The organism is Candidatus Vicinibacter proximus (assembly GCA_016713905.1).
Taxonomy (GTDB): Bacteria; Bacteroidota; Bacteroidia; order Chitinophagales; family Saprospiraceae; genus Vicinibacter; species Vicinibacter proximus.
Window position 1 is genome coordinate 2,020,941 of record JADJOE010000003.1, and the last position, 17,675, is coordinate 2,038,615.

Annotated in this window: 20 protein-coding genes; all 20 read left to right on the top strand. The window is 34.3% G+C overall.

Features of this window, described 5'->3' with window-relative positions; all coding sequences use genetic code 11:
• Positions 1–317 precede the first annotated feature (317 nt).
• The 20 genes from IPJ83_16635 to IPJ83_16730 all read left to right on the top strand — a co-directional run bounded on the left by IPJ83_16635 (position 318) and on the right by IPJ83_16730 (position 17,665).
• Positions 318–1,091, top strand: coding sequence for a DUF2711 family protein (locus IPJ83_16635; protein MBK7882161.1), 774 nt, complete (start codon positions 318–320; stop codon positions 1,089–1,091).
• A gap of 278 nt (positions 1,092–1,369) precedes the next feature.
• The gene (locus IPJ83_16640) at positions 1,370–1,564 is read left to right on the top strand and encodes a hypothetical protein (protein ID MBK7882162.1); all 195 of its coding nucleotides are present in this window, start codon (positions 1,370–1,372) and stop codon (positions 1,562–1,564) included.
• A gap of 245 nt (positions 1,565–1,809) precedes the next feature.
• Positions 1,810–2,739: a DJ-1/PfpI family protein gene (locus IPJ83_16645; protein MBK7882163.1), complete on the top strand. Its 930-nt coding sequence runs from the start codon at positions 1,810–1,812 to the stop codon at positions 2,737–2,739.
• Positions 2,736–5,267, top strand: coding sequence for a hypothetical protein (locus tag IPJ83_16650; GenBank protein MBK7882164.1), 2,532 nt, complete (start codon positions 2,736–2,738; stop codon positions 5,265–5,267). The genes IPJ83_16645 and IPJ83_16650 overlap by 4 nt, the downstream gene beginning before the upstream one ends.
• Positions 5,264–5,731, top strand: coding sequence for a hypothetical protein (locus tag IPJ83_16655; protein ID MBK7882165.1), 468 nt, complete (start codon positions 5,264–5,266; stop codon positions 5,729–5,731). The genes IPJ83_16650 and IPJ83_16655 overlap by 4 nt, the downstream gene beginning before the upstream one ends.
• Before the next feature lie 11 nt (positions 5,732–5,742).
• Positions 5,743–6,270, top strand: coding sequence for a DinB family protein (locus IPJ83_16660; GenBank protein ID MBK7882166.1), 528 nt, complete (start codon positions 5,743–5,745; stop codon positions 6,268–6,270).
• A gap of 2 nt (positions 6,271–6,272) precedes the next feature.
• Positions 6,273–6,482, top strand: a complete 210-nt coding sequence (locus IPJ83_16665) for a DUF1272 domain-containing protein (protein ID MBK7882167.1) — start codon at positions 6,273–6,275, stop codon at positions 6,480–6,482.
• A 716-nt stretch (positions 6,483–7,198) separates the two neighbouring features.
• Complete coding sequence (locus IPJ83_16670; GenBank protein MBK7882168.1) at positions 7,199–7,672, top strand: DUF2589 domain-containing protein; 474 nt, start codon at positions 7,199–7,201, stop codon at positions 7,670–7,672.
• A 34-nt stretch (positions 7,673–7,706) separates the two neighbouring features.
• A complete protein-coding gene (locus IPJ83_16675) occupies positions 7,707–8,525 on the top strand; it encodes a hypothetical protein (protein MBK7882169.1) in 819 nt (272 codons plus the stop codon).
• A 2-nt stretch (positions 8,526–8,527) separates the two neighbouring features.
• Positions 8,528–9,127, top strand: a complete 600-nt coding sequence (locus tag IPJ83_16680) for a hypothetical protein (protein MBK7882170.1) — start codon at positions 8,528–8,530, stop codon at positions 9,125–9,127.
• The gene (locus tag IPJ83_16685; protein ID MBK7882171.1) at positions 9,124–9,594 is read left to right on the top strand and encodes a peptidase M15A; all 471 of its coding nucleotides are present in this window, start codon (positions 9,124–9,126) and stop codon (positions 9,592–9,594) included. The genes IPJ83_16680 and IPJ83_16685 overlap by 4 nt, the downstream gene beginning before the upstream one ends.
• A 1-nt stretch (position 9,595) precedes the next feature.
• Entirely contained in the window at positions 9,596–10,498 is a 903-nt protein-coding gene (locus IPJ83_16690) for a C1 family peptidase (protein ID MBK7882172.1), read from the top strand.
• A 9-nt stretch (positions 10,499–10,507) separates the two neighbouring features.
• A complete protein-coding gene (locus IPJ83_16695) occupies positions 10,508–12,262 on the top strand; it encodes a S8/S53 family peptidase (GenBank protein ID MBK7882173.1) in 1,755 nt (584 codons plus the stop codon).
• A gap of 10 nt (positions 12,263–12,272) precedes the next feature.
• Positions 12,273–12,953, top strand: a complete 681-nt coding sequence (locus tag IPJ83_16700) for a hypothetical protein (GenBank protein ID MBK7882174.1) — start codon at positions 12,273–12,275, stop codon at positions 12,951–12,953.
• A gap of 15 nt (positions 12,954–12,968) precedes the next feature.
• A complete protein-coding gene (locus IPJ83_16705) occupies positions 12,969–13,796 on the top strand; it encodes a caspase family protein (GenBank protein MBK7882175.1) in 828 nt (275 codons plus the stop codon).
• Between the two features lie 2 nt (positions 13,797–13,798).
• Positions 13,799–14,740, top strand: coding sequence for a DNA/RNA non-specific endonuclease (locus tag IPJ83_16710; GenBank protein ID MBK7882176.1), 942 nt, complete (start codon positions 13,799–13,801; stop codon positions 14,738–14,740).
• A gap of 198 nt (positions 14,741–14,938) precedes the next feature.
• On the top strand, positions 14,939–15,583 hold the full coding sequence (locus IPJ83_16715) for a hypothetical protein (protein ID MBK7882177.1): 645 nt from the start codon (positions 14,939–14,941) through the stop codon (positions 15,581–15,583).
• Between the two features lie 21 nt (positions 15,584–15,604).
• Positions 15,605–16,249, top strand: a complete 645-nt coding sequence (locus IPJ83_16720; protein MBK7882178.1) for a hypothetical protein — start codon at positions 15,605–15,607, stop codon at positions 16,247–16,249.
• A complete protein-coding gene (locus IPJ83_16725) occupies positions 16,231–17,019 on the top strand; it encodes a hypothetical protein (protein MBK7882179.1) in 789 nt (262 codons plus the stop codon). Before IPJ83_16720 ends, IPJ83_16725 begins: the two co-directional genes overlap by 19 nt.
• Positions 17,012–17,665 (top strand): response regulator transcription factor, encoded by a 654-nt coding sequence (locus IPJ83_16730; protein MBK7882180.1) that lies wholly within the window; start codon positions 17,012–17,014, stop codon positions 17,663–17,665. Before IPJ83_16725 ends, IPJ83_16730 begins: the two co-directional genes overlap by 8 nt.
• Positions 17,666–17,675: the final 10 nt, after the last annotated feature.

The following is a 17,675-nucleotide window of genomic DNA, read 5'->3' on the forward strand; positions in this document are numbered from 1 at the left end:
TGAAGATGGCACCTTTCTGCCAAAATAAAAGTTGTATGCCCATTGAAGCATTTTAAATCACCAATTAAAATTGTGTTGGTGGATAGATGAGTAACAGTTTTCTATCGCCCTTGCCATAAACTCAACAGTAAAAGTCAATATCTGTGATGTTCTTACAATACCTACTAAAACTTTACCAAATAGTTGTTTTAGGAAAGTTTACAGTTCCCACTAAATCATTCGAATTTCTATTTATCTTTACCCTTGTACAATAAACATTAACCTTTTAGAAATGATCCGGACATAAGACTTATAAGTTTTTAATACTAAATTTCGGTATGATATACAACACTCCTGAATTATCAGAAGAAATGATAAAAAGTCTAAGTACACAAAATTACAGAGACTGGCCCCTCATGAAGAGATACCCGGAATATGATGAATGTTTTGTTGCGTTCCATCCATTTTTAAAAATAAAAAATGGCCATGAAGAGTATATTAAGTTTGAATCCTACAGCAGACCAAATAAATTTGAAATTCAAAAACATTGTGAACCACTTAGTTGGTTAGAAATAATTAATTTAACCGGAATTATTGATATAAAAAGTCTTGACAGAGCCTTGGCATTTCTTCATAGAGCCTATAGTTTTGGTGAAAGAACAGAATATTACAAATTAATAAAACATTTGGTGAAAGACAGGTTGGATATTCTTCCGGCAGAAGTCGATGATCTTCCATTAATCATAGAAAATAAAATTCTGCATAAACTAAGATCTCTTGATTATGATTCAGTTCTAATATATTCTGACTTTAATGAACATAAAGAATTAATAAACATTGATAAGCTAATAGAAAATCCAATTGGTCTACCAACTCATGTAAGAATTGGAACTCCGGATGAAAAGATATTAATAGTTCAAGATTTTGATCAAAGATTTGCATATTTTTTCAGCAATAAGTCGACATTATACGACATTATTGAATCTACAAATTTGGAAGGTTTCTTTTGTAATGAACACACTCCTGAATCTTGGAACTACTACCCTATTTTGGAACCAGAAAAAATTGACTGGTCTGAAGATATGAAGAATTCCTATGAAAATAATTTTTAACCGTAAAAAAATAGGTACAACAAATTTATTTTCTTTACAATCTGTGCGAACAATGGAAACTCACTTACACCTTTAACTAGGATAGGGATGTAAATACCACGGACGATATTCGACCAAGCAACTATAAATGTATCCATTTATTAGAATGTTAAACTAATGATAGTACTTCAATAGACATATTCGGAATACCATCATAAATAAATCCGAACAATTATCTTCTACTTCAAAAAAACATTTATTAAATTGAAAATAAGGGTACAAAATAACGAATAGCGGAAATGATATACGCTCACACTCAATTTAGTATTGCTTCGCAATATAATTGCATTATGATGGTCGATGGATTAGAAACTGGAGATACAGGATCAAAAATGTCTAAATTAGAAGGAACCGCGATGTATGTTAATAATCTGAAAGTAAAATCATGTCAGACCTATAACAACAAGAGGGACATTAGACCGTTTCAAAGATAAAGAAATTTACTAAAATATCCATTTAGTATTTTTATTACACATTTCAATTTACACTTGGAACAAATTTGAGCATTATTCAGGTAAAGAGTTGATTCAGAATATAGAATCCAGGAACTAAAATACAGCTTTAGATTTTTAAGCATCATTACGCAAGATTATTATGGAATTTCCATGGCCGAAAATGTCTAAAAACCGTCCGGTACAATTAGTAATTTATTACGACTTTTGTGGAAAGATATGCTCCAATGGCAATAAAATTTACATTTCTTATACTCCCACAAATTCACTTGCTGGATTTGGCAGGTGCAGACCAGGCTATTCATGAAGCGATAGAATATAATGCCGATTTTAAAATAGAATATTGCGGCCTTAATGAAAACGCAAATGTAACTACCACAGGTGGATTAACCATTGGCAAGGTCAGGCATTTTTCAAAAGTAAAACTTAAAAAAGAAGATTTCTTGATTGTCCCTGGTTCATCTTATACATATCTCAATTCACAAGATTTTAAATCTAACAAGCAGCTTTTCAAATGGATTATAAAAGAATATAGAAAAGGTGTCAATATTTGTAGTGTCTGCATGGGAGCTTTTGTATTAGCAGAAGCAGGTATACTAGATGATAAAATCTGTACCACTCATTTTAAAAAAACTAAAGAATTGCAAAAACAATATCCAAAAATTAAAGTTCAAGAGAACATTTTGTATACCGAAGAGGACAATATTTATACCAGTGCCGGGATTGTAGCCGGAATAGACCTTACTTTACACATCTTAGAAAAAATAAAAGGAAGTTACTTCGCACACTTGGTTGCAAGAGAACTAGTTGTTTACAATAGAAGAAATGGTAACGATAGCCAGGAAAGCAACTTCCTTAAATTTAGAAATCACATTCATTCAGGAATACACAAAGTCCAAGATTATATCATAGCACATATTGAACAAAAGCATTCACTGAATAAGTTGGCTGTAATGGCCAACATGAGTGAACGAAATTTTACCAGAATTTTTAAAAAAGAAACAGGAATAACTGTAAATGAGTTCGCTACAAAAATAAGAATTGAAAAAGCCAGAGAGTTAGTAAAAAATCCTGACAGATCAAAAATTGAAATAGCCAATTTGGTAGGTTTGCAAAGTGAAAAACAATTGAGTAGAATATTAAAGATAACAAAATGAGAAAAATAATTGGAACAGTTATACTCTGTTTGGCAATACTGCAATTATCCTCCCAAAATATTGATACTAAACATATTCAACTTATTCTTGAATTTGATTGGGTAAAAAAACAAGCCTATGGAAGTGTAAATATAACCTGCTCACCATTAAAAGAAACCGATACCATAATTTTAGATGCAGGTGAATTGAGTATTCATAATGTATTGTTAAATAATTACAATTTGCCATTTATTTATAATCCAATTGAAAATTCCAAAAATTTAATAATTAAATTAAATCGGAACTATAAACCAAATGAAGAGCTAAAAATCAAAATTGATTACAACACAAACCATGAAAACAGATCAGACCCTAATGCAATCAGTGGTAGTTTTGGAAAAGGACTTCGATTTCAACAACCAACCAGTACTTCACCCAATAAACTCAGACAAATATATAGTGTTGGCGAACCAGAAGGCAACAAGTATTGGTTTCCATGCAATGAAGACATAGCAGATATTCATACCACAGAAATATATGCTACTATTGAAAAACCTTTTATGGTAATTAGCAATGGCATGCTACTGAATGTGAAAGACCACCCAAATGGTAAGCATACATTCCATTACCAATCCAATGTTGCTTTTCCCAATTATTTAGTTTCCATTGTGATTGGTGAATATTCCAATTATTTACAATTAAACGGATCAACACAGATATTGAATTACGGATATCCACATGAAATGGAGGCAGTAAAAGCTACCGTAGAATTGCTACCAGACATGATGAAATTTCTGGAAGCAAAAACTGATTATTCATTCCCATACTCAACCTATACTCAGGTCGTGGTACAGGACTACCCCTTCCCCGGGTTGGTTGGACAAAATGGAGTTGCCATACTTTCTGATAATTATATTGATGATTTTAAGGTTCACAAAGATTTTCAATATTTGTGGGATGGTGTTGCCATGCAAGCCCTCAGCAATCAATGGTTTGGCAATTTATTAATGCCCGTAAAATGGAATGATGTTTGGCTCAACAATGCATTTGCGCAATACTTTGCAGGACTGTATACCGAAAAATGTCATGGAAATGCTGAATACCAATTGTGGTATTATCCCTATGAAAAATGGAATGTAACTTCAGAATGGGAATCCGGCAATAAGCACCCTCTTGTTCCTGAAACGATACAGGATTTGAATAAATTTACTGCCGATGGTTATTCAAAGTACAAGGGTGCATTGGTTTTGCACATGTTACAAAATGAATTGGGAGAAGAAGATTGGTGGAATTCTATTCGCAGTTTCATACGTTTATATGCCCAAAAACAAATCAGTACGGAAGATTTTCAGAAGACAATTGAATCCATAAGTGGAAAAAACTATCAATGGTTTTTTGACCAATGGATTTATAAAATGGGAATGCCTAAATTTAAAGTATCAAAAAATTACAATGCCACTCAAAAAATTCTCTCTATAGTAGTGGAGCAAAATGAAAGTAAATCAGGCATCAATCAATATCAGCAGGTCAATTATTTTGAAGGTAAAATTTACATTGAAATAGATAACCAAATCGAAACTATTCTTTTAAAGCCGAAAAAGGTAAATACTTACAATTTTTCATTGCCAAATAAACCAGGATTTGTAAATTTTAATTATAAACAAACATACTTAAGTGAAACCGATTTCCCAAAATCAACAGAGGAATATCTGGACCAACTACTACATAGCAAGGATTTGTTGGCCAAGCAAGATGCTGCTAACAACTTAGTTGCTTATACAATAGACACTACTTTGCCCATTGCCCTTAAAAAGAAAATAAAAAATGCACTGATTCAGGAGGTACAATCAAATCAGTATTGGAGATATAGAATGTTCGTACTAGGTGCATTATCACAAATTACTCCACCTCCCTATGACTCAGCAATGATTACAGTTTTGAAATCAATTATTCGAAATGAAAAATCGTGGCTAAAAAGCACTGCAATAAGTATATTGGGTAATTCCAAAGACCCAAAGTTTGAAGATATATATATAAATGAATTAAGAGATGAAAGTGATAGAGTGATTAATTCAGCAGCCATATCATTAGGCAAAACCAAAAATCCAAAAGTTTTTGAAATATTAATGAATTTAGAAAACGAAAAATCGTGGAAAAATCAAAATAGAATAAGTGCATTAAACGGGTTGCAACATTTAAATTCTCCAAAAGCTCTAGAGTATGTGTTGACTTGTATCAAAGATATTCAATCGCCACGATGGTATTTGGCAACACCTACATGGGATTATCCCTTTGCTGCAGTAAATACGCTGATTGCGCTTGGTAAAGGAGATTTGGGATTTCCCATCTTGTTTGTGCGATTTAAAAAATCCTTGCAGGACAATGATCTCAATGACATTTTTCAAAATGTTCAGCTAATAAACTTACTGAAAGATGAAAGAACCAAAGAAATGTACATTTTACTAAAAGATAAATTTAAGAATGATTCCTTTGTCCTGGAATCGATCAATAATTATGAATTCCAATATTTGGAAAGTTTGAAATCATGAAAATTTCCAGCACTTACAAACCTCGTCCCATTCGTTGTTTGGGTCTCTTAAAACATGCCGAATGGATTTTAAAAGTCTACAGCATTTCTTATCAAAATGAGCGGATAAATAATGATGAATTAATTCTTGCAAAATCCCATCTGAATAACTGGTTGTCAAAAAGTCAAGCTTACCCCTTAGAGTCCTATCATTTGGCTACTCTGATCCTTCATGAAGCGAAAGAAGGTGTATTTGCTAATATTAACTGGTGGATCGGTGAAAATATGCTCCAAAATTTTGTTTACCTAAAAAAAATAAACGACCATAATTTTAAACTATATTCTGAAGGTGGAATGGCCACCTGCGTTTGGGAAATGGCAATATGGTGGCACGAGCGCAATTCCTGGGTAAAGTACATTTTGATGCAAAATGAAAAACCAAATGTGGACGAATATTTGAAAGATCAATTAAACATAGATATTTAAATTAATCTAAAATGAATAAATCTGATATCAAAAAAATGCCTGAATATTTCAACCGCTACATAAATTATGCGGAAGATGTCACTGTTGTGGATTCACTAAAAATTAGTTTACTCGAATTAGAAAACGCCCCAATAGAGACTTGGAAAAATATTGGAGAACTAACTTATGCTGTTGGAAAATGGACTATAAAAGATATTTTACAACATTTAATTGATACTGAAAGGGTGTTTATCTATCGCATTACGGCCATTGCCCGTGGCGATCAGCAGGTAATGATACCCTATGATGAAGAGGAGTTTGCCAAAAACGCTGAAGCCTATCGAAGAACAATTGAAGACCTCATGGACGAACTATTGCTGATTAGAAAAGCTACCATAAAACTCTTCCAATCTTTTACCCACTTAATGGTACTAAAACAGGGCAACGGCTACAATGGTATCCAATACTGCCCATTATCTCTGGGATTTATGTTAGCCGGTCATCAACGTTGGCATTTTAAAGTAATAGAGGAAAAATATTATCCCCTATTAAATAACTGATTATGTTAAGAATGAAAATGCAATGTGAAAATTGTGGCAAGGATCTTCCATTAGATAGCAAAGAAGCCATGATATGCAGTTTTGAATGCACCTTTTGCTGTCAATGTGCGCAGGGAATATTAAAGAATATCTGCCCCAATTGTGCCGGAAATTTAGAAAAGCGACCAAAAAGAATAGTGAAACCAATACCAAATGATCAGCTAAAAAATTAGGTTCCTATATAGAATTCGAACATATAAAATTATCCGTTTATAATATTTTTTACAGCTATTACTGTAAATTCAACAAGGCTAATAGCTTAATAAATAATGCGTATCTAATCCTTACTAATTTATTTGAAATAAAAATAATTAAAGTTGTATCTGAGTTCACTTTTGCGTGAGTTTACTAAAATGATTTCAATCGATTTCCAGCTGATATCAATTTCTTGAATTAAATAGTAAATTAAATCAATCAAGTTGATCCTATCTGGATGCCCACAGACCTAAAAATTGAATAAATTCAAAAAATCTAAGAAACAGTTCCAACAGATTAATCTTAATTTATCTTAAAATCCATTAATAAGGTGATTCTGCATCTGAATCCCGGAAAAAAACCCTTCACCTATCAGGAATTTTCCCCTTGTATTATGTAGTTCAGTTCATGCAATTTTGTAGCAATTATTACTCACCAGACTAAAATAATTGTCATGATCAAGAAAGCCAGTAAATCTGCCAACAAACCAATTCAGAAAAACGCATCTAAAAGGACTACTGTTAAATTACCTGTAGAAGGTAGAAGTCCACAAGCCAAAGATTTGGATCAAATCGTTCACAATTTATCCACTCATGCCATTGCACTCAATGATGGACTAAATAAAAAGTCCTCCTCTACCTCCCGTGATAATTCACAACTGGGTCAGGAGCTCAACAATATTGATTTCAAAGCTATGATAGGCGGGCCTCTTCAAGCCACAGTTGAGGCTCAGGTGGCATCCGCTGTTGCTACTATTGACTTTATCAAAAAAGTTGGATTTAGAGAAGACGATCCTTCACAATTGGTGATGGTAGATTTCAGTTACAAAAAACAAAATCCTGACGGCACCAAAGAAGATGTTTCCGTTATTGTACCATTAATATCCACTTTACCCATTCCATCGCTTCGTATTGATTTCGTAGAAATTGATTTTAATGCCCGTCTTAATTCCATCGACACATCCAATACTACCAACGATTTTAAACTGAATGTAAACGGAAGAGGCGGTTTTGGTCCGGTCAAAGTATCTGCAAGTGTATCTTACCAGCGATCATCTTCAACAGGTTCTAAAGTAGAAAGAGAATACAGCCTTAAAGTAAAAGTAAGGGCAGTACAGGATGAAATTCCAAAAGGACTTGAGAAAGTATTAGAACTGCTTTCAAAATAAGTTTACTGGAAAATACTTAAATCGTAAATAAAAGATGGTCACACTTTCCGATTACCTCGGCTACCTATTCATAGAAATCACCCGGGCGAGACACATGGCAGACCAATACTCAGTCAGTCTTGCTGAAGCAAACAGCAAAGACCCATTGCTAAAATATATGTCTGTACCCAGGTTTAAAATCCCGGAGATGGAACTGAATGTGCCGGTATTAATTAGTGGCGCCAAATTTAATCAGACCTTAAAATTTACAGATGGAATCAGCGAATTCAGTCAATTAATTAAAAATGAACTCAATAATTCTTATAGAAAATTTTTACTCAAAAAGAATAATTCCGTAAACACAATAGGTCTTGTGAGTAAAATTGATTTTAGCCACATCTTTTTACCCGGTAAAATAAACACATCTGGCAATTCAAAAAAGTCTGTAAAACGATCGAATGAAAGAGATGATGAAAACCTGAATCGGTTGATCACTGAATTCTATGATTCTTTAAAAGAAAATCTCGTCCATAAGGAAGATTTAATCCTCGCCTATTATGGAAAAATATTTTCGAGAATGCTTGAAATTCAGGCAGCAATGGACGCTTATAAAACACTTTATCCAAACAACGAACTATTTAAACAAAGTGCTGAAAATATTAACATCTACATCAATTCCAAAACAATTGTTGACAAGACAACCATTACCAATTTATTGGTGAGTCCGGAAACCAATCTCATCAAAAATGGAGCCTCTGACATTTCTGTTTTCAGTGTCAAAGCAAAAGTAAATGAAGAAGGGATATATGTGAAATCTGTAAGAGACGTGACTAATCACAATCATTTAGTTGAAGGCGAAATAATCTACGAATAGTTATGTTTAGAAAATTCCATTTTGCAGAAGTTAAAGAACTAGAACTCATTTATGAGTTACTTAAGAAGTGCTATACTATATACCAAAATAATGACAACAATCTACAGGATATCATCCAACAGTTATTGACAGCAGCTGAAAAATATTTCAGTCTCAGAGGACTGAAATCCGAAGAAGGAAAAGTAATGTCCCTAAAAGCAGAACTTTCTACTGCTGAAAGAGGCATTCATCCTTACAGCCTGACAATTATCATCACAGGTAAAAGAAAAATGAATGAGATGGTACAATACAAGGTGCTCCAGGAAATTGAAGAAATTTTAAGGACAAAATTGCAGGAACTCAATTTCCAATTACAAAACGCCTACCGGCTGTGCCAACAGATCATTACAAAAGCATTGGACTCGCAGTATTTGACGGAAAGCGAAATGATCGCAGCCATCAATATACACAAGACTGAAAATTTATGGCAAATTCTAATCCAACAAAATGATTTGCGTCCATCCTGTCGTCAATTGATGAATCAGGTGAGTGAACCTGACATACTTCTATTATTAAATGAATCCACTCAATATTTAATCCAACCAAATCCGCAGAACATATGATGCTAAGTGAACATTTTAGTCTGGATGAAATGCAGGCAAGTGAAACGGCTGCAAGATTGGGATTTAAAGAACAATACGCACCCTCATCTCTTATTCAAGAAAATTTAAAAAGCTTGTGCCATTTTATCCTCGAACCTATAAGATATGATATACATTCCAGACTGCATGTCAGCAGCGGCTATCGGTGTCCGCGACTGAACACCAAAATTGGCGGAGCTAAAAACAGTATGCACATATTTGGAATGGCCGCTGACATTGTTCCAACTGAAAATTTAAATGTCGACCAACTTTTCAAAGTGGTAGCATCAAGCAAATTGCCATTTGATCAGATCATCCATGAATTCGGCAGGTGGGTTCACATATCCTACGATCCCTATTTAGCAATCCCAAGACGGGAAATTCTGAAGGCTTACAAAAATAAAGCGGGTAAAACGGTCTACGAATTTGTCAAACCAAATAATATATAAAATGTATAAACAAACCTATGGGTGGCTTCCTGATTATCCCGACCTGCGTGATAAATATTTCGACACAACGGCCAAAAATGATAAATCTTACCTGCAAGCGTCAGATAAGCAATCAATTGTGCATTTAATAAAAGAAGTGGAAAATAAAAATAAGTCCAGGCAAAATAATATACCTAAAGTGGTAGATCATTTACACCGATATTTTCCTAAGATAGAAGACCAGGGTGACTTCAACAGTTGCACCGCTCATGCAGCTTGTGCTCTGGTAGATTATTTTGAAAAACGTATTTCCGGTGAATGTGATCCTAAATCAAGATTGTTCCTATATAAAGCTACACGTAATTTATTACAAATCAAAGAAGACGTAGGCGCATTTAACAGGATAACCATGAAAGCGATGGTATTGTTTGGGATACCTCCTGAAAGATACTGGCCATTTGAAAAACAAAATCTCAATCGTGAGCCAGATGCATTTTGTTATGCCTATGCTTCCAATTTTCAGGCGATCCAATATTATCGGTTGGATAAATATGCTATGACGCCGAGTTTGCTCATCATGGAGATTAAAAGGAATTTAACCTTAGGACTTCCACTAATGTTTGGCCTAACCTTATACTCTAATATAGAAGAATGCCAACAAGGAATCATATGCTACCCTTCTGAAAAGAGAAAAAGAATAGGAGGTCATGCTTTGGTTGCACTTGGATTTGATGATCACAAATCCATTGTAAATGACAATGGTATCAAAACAAAGGGTGCCTTTCATGTTCGCAATTGTTGGGGGACTTCATGGGGTGAAAATGGATATGGATGGCTTCCTTATGAATACGTCATTCAGGGCATGACGAAAGATTGGTGGAGTATCATAAAACATGAATGGATAAATAATAAACTTTTTGAATAAACTGATATAATGAAAAATAAATTCCAAAACATTGAGCTATTGGTCAACATGGGAACCAGCTCAAGATCATTGAACAGATCTTCATTTCTGAAGACATTGTCAGATGAAGGCATTGAATTTGAAACAAAAGATTTTCGTGCACATGAAAAAAAAATAAAACAAAAAAAAGAAATAAGATCTTCTAGAACAAAGGAAAATTTAGATCAATTTGAAAATAATCAAAGATTTATGTTTAAATCCAATGTTCAGGATCATGAAATAAATCCATGGGATTTAGCACATAAATTGAAACACTCCATGAAATCAGTCTCTTGCTTTGTGGAACCTGATACTGTTTCAGAATTCGTCATTCAAAGAAAAATAAACGACAATGAAGAACCATCCCACCGATCCATTGGAAAGCAGAATGATGGAAATTTTGATGCAGACTGGATGCCCCACGCGAATACCATCTGGCACTTGGATGATGCCCATTCACAACTCATGTCGGCTAGAAAAGAAGCAGAGGAATTAAATTCGGATAAATTAGTCAGGATTGGGCATCTGGACACAGGATATGATCCGGGTCATCCTCAACTTCCGCCAAGACTAAATACAAAACTGCAAAGAAACTTTATACCAGGAGAAACACCAACTTCAGCTGTAGATCCTTTGAATAAAGCAGTTTTATATATGCCTGGTCATGGTACAGGTACATTGGGAATTTTAGCCGGAGGTAAATTTGTGGGTAATGGATTTAACGATAAAATAGGAGGAGCACCCTTTGCCGAAATAATCCCATGCAGAATAAGCAACACTGTTGTGCTGATAAAAACCAGCGAATTTGCACAAGCCCTTAATTATTTATCAGCACTTCACAAATCAGGTGAAATGGTTCACATCGTTTCCATGAGCATGGGCGGTGCTCCAAGTCAGGCATGGGCAGATGCTGTAAATGAAGCCTACGAATCAGGTATCTTAATGGTCTCTGCAGCCGGTAACAATTACAATGGAATACCTATTAGAAAATTGGTTTATCCTGCTAGGTTTGAAAGAGTCATTGCTGCTTGCGGTGCAACTTTTGAAGATGCCCCATATTATCACAAGAAAATTGGGGAAATGCAAGGTAATTACGGTCCGTCAAAATCTATGAACTATGCATTGGCTGCCTATACACCAAACATGCCATGGGCTGTCTCGGAAAACAAATCACTTAGTTTCAGTGGTGCCGGAACTTCTTCTGCAACTCCCCAAATTGCAGCAGCTGCAGCATGCTATCTTAAGAAGTATTACGAAGAAATTACTGCTCTGCCGGAACCCTGGATGCGTGTTGAGGCAGTACGAAATGCATTGTACACATCAGCTGCTAAAAAAGTAAATTCTGTACTTGAAGAAAATGATTACCGCTCATATTTTGGCAATGGAATTTTAAGAGCTTCAGACGCATTAAAAATTACGGTACCAAAAAAAGGTAATAATTTAATCAAAGCAAAAGATGCAGATGTAGGCTGGTTCCCAATTTTGTCCACCATATTCAGATCCGTAGAATCCGCTACGGCTTCACCCGATGCCCAAGGACTCAATATGCTAAATATTGAACTGGCGCAAATTTCCTACCACAATACAGAATTGAACAAATTGATGAACAATGATGAAATTGAATTCCTTGGTTTGAGTAAAAAAAAGAAGGGGGAGATATTGGACTTCTTAATCTGCCTCCCTGAAACTTCAATGACCCTAAAATCATTTCTTAAAAATAATTATAAATCATTTATCTCTATGTAATTCCAATCATATGAAAAGTATATTCATCAAATTAATCGACGGACTACCGCTATTTGAAATAATACTCATGTTCTCAGGACTATTGGTGCTGATTGTCCTGTTGATTTTGCTAGTTTTTCTGATTTACAAAAACCGAAATTATACACCTATATTTTATGGGTTTGTTATTCCAATCATCATGATGGGCTGGTCAAGTATAAAATCCATTGAAATAAACGGAATTATTAAAGCAATGAAAACTCAGGTGGCAGAAACTATTCAACATCCAACAGAAGATAATTATCAAAAATTAGATTCTATCAATAAAATTTCCAACGAATACAAATTTAAATCTCCTGAAAACAATTTGCTATTGGCTAAAACCAATATTCTGTTGTCGAATCCACAAAAAGCAGAAGAAGAGTTGAATAAAATAAATCTTACAAAAATAGATCAAAAAGAATTGCAAGAATTAAAATCAAGTATTGAGAACATCAAAAATACAGAAGCGCTCATTTCTCAATCTACCGCCTCCCCGGATGACACTACACTCACAGCCGGATTAGAAAAGAATGTAAGCGAACTAAAAGACTCAAAATTACCAATTAGAAATTCAAAGATTATCATTCAAAGGGCAGAGCATAAAATAAAACAATTGGAGGCGCGAAAAATTGAACTCCAGACTTCCAAAAACAAAAAAACAGTAAAATAAATAATTCAAATCAATATGAACAAAGCACTGTTAGTAGGAATCAACCAATACGATTTACAACCATTAAAGGGATGTGTGAATGATATTCAGGACATGTCTGAATTCCTCATAAAAAAATGTGGCTTTCAACATAAAGAAATTCGCAAATTGACTGACTTCAGAGCTACCAAAGCAGCCATACTGAAGAGACTCAAATGGTTAATAAAAGGGACTTCCGCAGGAGATCGCATTTACTTTCATTACAGTGGACATGGCACGCAAATTGCCTCAAGATCTGAAGACGACGAAATAGATGGAATGGATGAATTAATATGTCCGGTAGATTTTAGTTTCAATGGAGAATCAGGTATAGAAAATGGAATTCTTGACAATGAATTGTATAAAATATTTAAAGAGATACCCAAAGGCGTACATTTCATATGGGTTTCTGACTGCTGTTGTTCAGGAACGCTCACAAGGGCCATCAGAAGAAATAATAATCGACAAAGTAGATACCTAGTCCCTCCGGAGGATCTTGCTTGGAGAAATGAGACCGCGATGATAACTGGAAAAAAAATTACAAAAATTGGCAAATCTGTAAACAAATTAAATGTGGCCTTTCTCTCTGCTTGTAAAGATCATCAGGAAGCAGATGACGATCTATTTGAAAATGGGTATAATGGAGCCCTCACATACTTTTTACTTAACATTTTAAAGACTCCAAAAGGGCATACACAGAATTTCAATCAAATACATTTGTCGGTACAAAAAAAATTGATAAAAGCAGGATACTCGCAAAACCCTATGGTGGATGGATCAAAAGATCTGCTGGAAAAAACTTTTTTCAATCAAAATCAAAAATAATTATGCCTCCAATTCTGGGCTATAGGCCAAACTTCATTTCATCTTTATTGCAAGTAAATTTACCAGTATTGAATGATGAACAAAAATCAGATTTAGTAAGTCATGATGATGAATGGGAATGGAAATACAAACACTATAGTTTAGCCATGTGCAAATCCCGCAAACTTGCATTCTATACTGCTTCAAATCTAAATGGTAAACTTTTCAAATCAGTTAAAAGAGCAAGTTTATTTCCTTCCGGAAATGATGAATGGAAAAATGATTCAAGATTTAAAAATCATCAATGGGGCATTGAATTGTATAAAGCACAAAAAAGTGATTTTGACAGGGGCCATCTGGTCAAAAGAGAAGATACGCAATGGGGCTACACCAAAAATGATGCAAAAAATGCTGCATTGGACACCTTCCATTATTCAAATTGCGCGCCTCAATTACCCGAGCTCAACCAGAAAAAATGGGAAAATTTAGAATTCTATATCTTAAAAAAAGAAACAGTACAATACAAATTAAAAGTAAACGTATTTACCGGCCCGGTTTTGAATTTGAGTGATCCACATTTTGTAACAATCGTTGACCAGCAACAAATAAAATTACCGGTTTTATTTTGGAAAGTAATCTATTATTCTGGTGATGGTAAACAGTTAAAAATTGCTGCCTTCCTGATGGGCCAGGAAACCTTGATGAGACAAAAAGGAATCATTGGAGAAGCACGCACAAGATTACTGAATGAACATTTTCAAAATTTTGAAGATGCGGAAACCTACCAGGTCAATATAAAAACAATAGAACAACTCACTGGTCTGACTTTCCAGAAAGCTTTCGAACCCTATGTTGATCCAAGACCCATGAAAATACTCCTCAGCGACATTCAGGTTAGGGACGGCTTCTCAATGGATGAAAATCCCATGATTGATGAATTTGAATATTCTGGAATAAGTCTCTAATGAATTGAAACGAAAATCCCGGAAGTCAGCTGATTAAGCTTACATCAGGCACAGGCAAAACACCCTTTTTGAATGGGTTTTATCCCCTATTTTAATAATTAATCATTTGATAATCAATATTACCTGTGCTATGAATCCATTTTTATTAAAAATTCATTATTTTTATAACTTAAGTTTGTCAAAACAAAAATCTAACAAATGAAAACTAAAATTCGAATCACCTTTTTCAAATGGAGCTCACTGATCATCTTTCCCCTCTTAATGCAATGTACCCCCTCATCTGATTCATTAAAACCACTGACTCCGATTCCTGCAAATGATGTTATTCAATTGATCAAGGAATACAAAACCAAAAGGAGTGATGTAATTAACGCACATTTCGATTCATTAAACAGCTATGGCGAGGGCTTCTCTGATTCCAGATTTATCACTTTTGATGCAGACACCTTAGAAAACTTTATCAGACAGATCAAATTAAAAATTGAAAAAAATCACCTGGATATCGAACTTGGAGGGGTGCGCTGTTTTTACACGGTCTATCCGGATATACTCCAAGGGCCTTATTTAGGAAGAGTAAACCCATCATATAAAAATCACCATGCAATATTAATGGTTCCGACTTTTATTAATGACGCCGGAGATCATCAGGAATTTGATATTGACCAATTTGAAGATGTAGGAGGTTTCAGAAAACCAAAGGACTTGAAATTGTTATTTTCCGGAGATGATAAAGTTCAAAATCCGGAAACAAATTTCTACTTTCTGAATATGGGAGGACTTTGTCCGCCACCATTTGCTGATTCATGCAAATCTACTTTATTGGGACTTGCTGATGGCCAATAGAAGAAAAATATATTCTAATCCATGTCCGCGATATTAAAAGACTGCGTATTTGTATTTGAGTTTCTGGCAGCTTTTGTTGGGATTATCACCTTTTTACGAATACGCAGTTCCATCTTACTCTATCTAAGTTTAATATTACTTTTTGTCTTTGTAAGTGACTACTACGGATTTCTAAACCAAAAATCAAGTGAATTCAGTAAATTTAAATATTACAACATCGTACTATTTCCACCTTTGGTTTTGTATATCGGCACGTATTACTATCTTTTGGCAAATCCTAAAGCAAAAATTTGGGCTTTGATTGGAAGCCTACTTTACATTGGAATATATGTAGTGAATATTAAATTTTTACAACCAATCCATGCAGAATTCCTGACATATTCCTATTGTTTTGGTTCGTTATTACTCTGTATAAATATTCTGGTCTATCTAAAAGAGTCTCTAGAAAAAGACAAACTGCCTATTTTGAAAGAATCGCCTTTCTTATGGATTTCCTTTGGACTCTTCACCTATTATGGAGTTAACCTCCCATTTATTGGATTTTACAATTATCTTGCTAAAGTTTCACAAGAATTTTTAACCATATACTTTAATTTGACATTTGTGCTATCCTGTATTATGAATTTGTTAATCTGCATAGGCTTTTTATGTTTCAAAATCAGGTAGAATTTGCAATTGTAATTGGCACCTTGATGCTTTTTATTTTATCTACCAGCCTTATTTTATTCTATTGGAAATATGTAAACAGCAGGAATCTCCTGATTAAAGAAAGAGAACACGAAATTTTTCTTCACAAACAGGCATTAATAACGGCCCAGCTGGAAATTAAAGAAGAGACACTTAGACAAGTTGGATATGAATTGCATGACAACATTGGCCAGCTAATGACTTTGGCTAAAATACATGCAAACAGTCTACACAAACTACAACCCAATGAGCATACACTACAAACCATTAACAGCATTTCAAAAGCACTCGAAGAACTCAGAAAACTTTCTAAGTCCCTGGACTCAAACGCGCTTAAAAATCTCAGTCTTGTTAATCTAATTTCTCAAATTCTTCAACAAATAGAAAAACTTGATGCAATACATTGTACAATTAATGTAGAAAATAGTGAATATGAAATAGATCATGGTGTTAAAATCATTTTATTCAGGACTACGCAGGAAATTCTTACGAACGCCCTGAAACATTCTAAAGCAGATCAAATTTGTATTAATTTAAAATTTGGAGAGCACGAACTTATTCTCGAAATTACAGACAATGGAATAGGTTTTGATCCAGCTTTAATGCCTACAGTTGAAGGAAATGGAACTGGTATAAATCATATCCAAAATAGAGTTGGCATCATTGGAGCCAAATTGCACATTGAATCTTATCCAAATAAAGGAACAAAATTCATCATCATTTACCCCACAAATCAACACCATGCATAAGATCATACTTGTTGAAGATCATTTTTTAATGGCGCAGGCCATAAGCCAGGTAATTGAAAAAAACAATCAGTATAAAGTATTGAAAATTTGTAGAAATGGGAAAGAATTAATGCAACTATTGACTGAGCAAAAAGTAAGTCCCGACCTTATCATGCTGGACATCAACATGCCCGTCATGAATGGATTTGAAACAGCTGAATGGCTTCAAGAAGAATTTCCCAAAATTAAATTTATCACACTTACCATGAATGATGATGAAGCATCTCTGATAAAAATGTTCACACTTGGTGCTAAAGGGTATATTTTGAAAGATGCGGATGAGGATCATTTATTGGACGCAATCCGAATTGTGATAAAAGATGGGTTCTATTTTAGTGAGCACGCTTCCCAGATACTCTTTGGTGCAATGAATTTCAAACAAAATAAATTGTCCTCTGCAAAACCAGAAATCCAACTTCGAGAAAAAGAGATTGAATTATTAAAATGGTCATGTACTGAGTTAACCTATAAGGAAATTGCAGCTAAAATGAACCTCAGCCCTAAAACAATAGATGGATATCGAGAATCAATATTTGAAAAATTAGAATTGCACTCTAGGGTAGGCATGGCTGTATATGCCATAAGACATGGGATATTTAAGATTTAATTTCATTTGT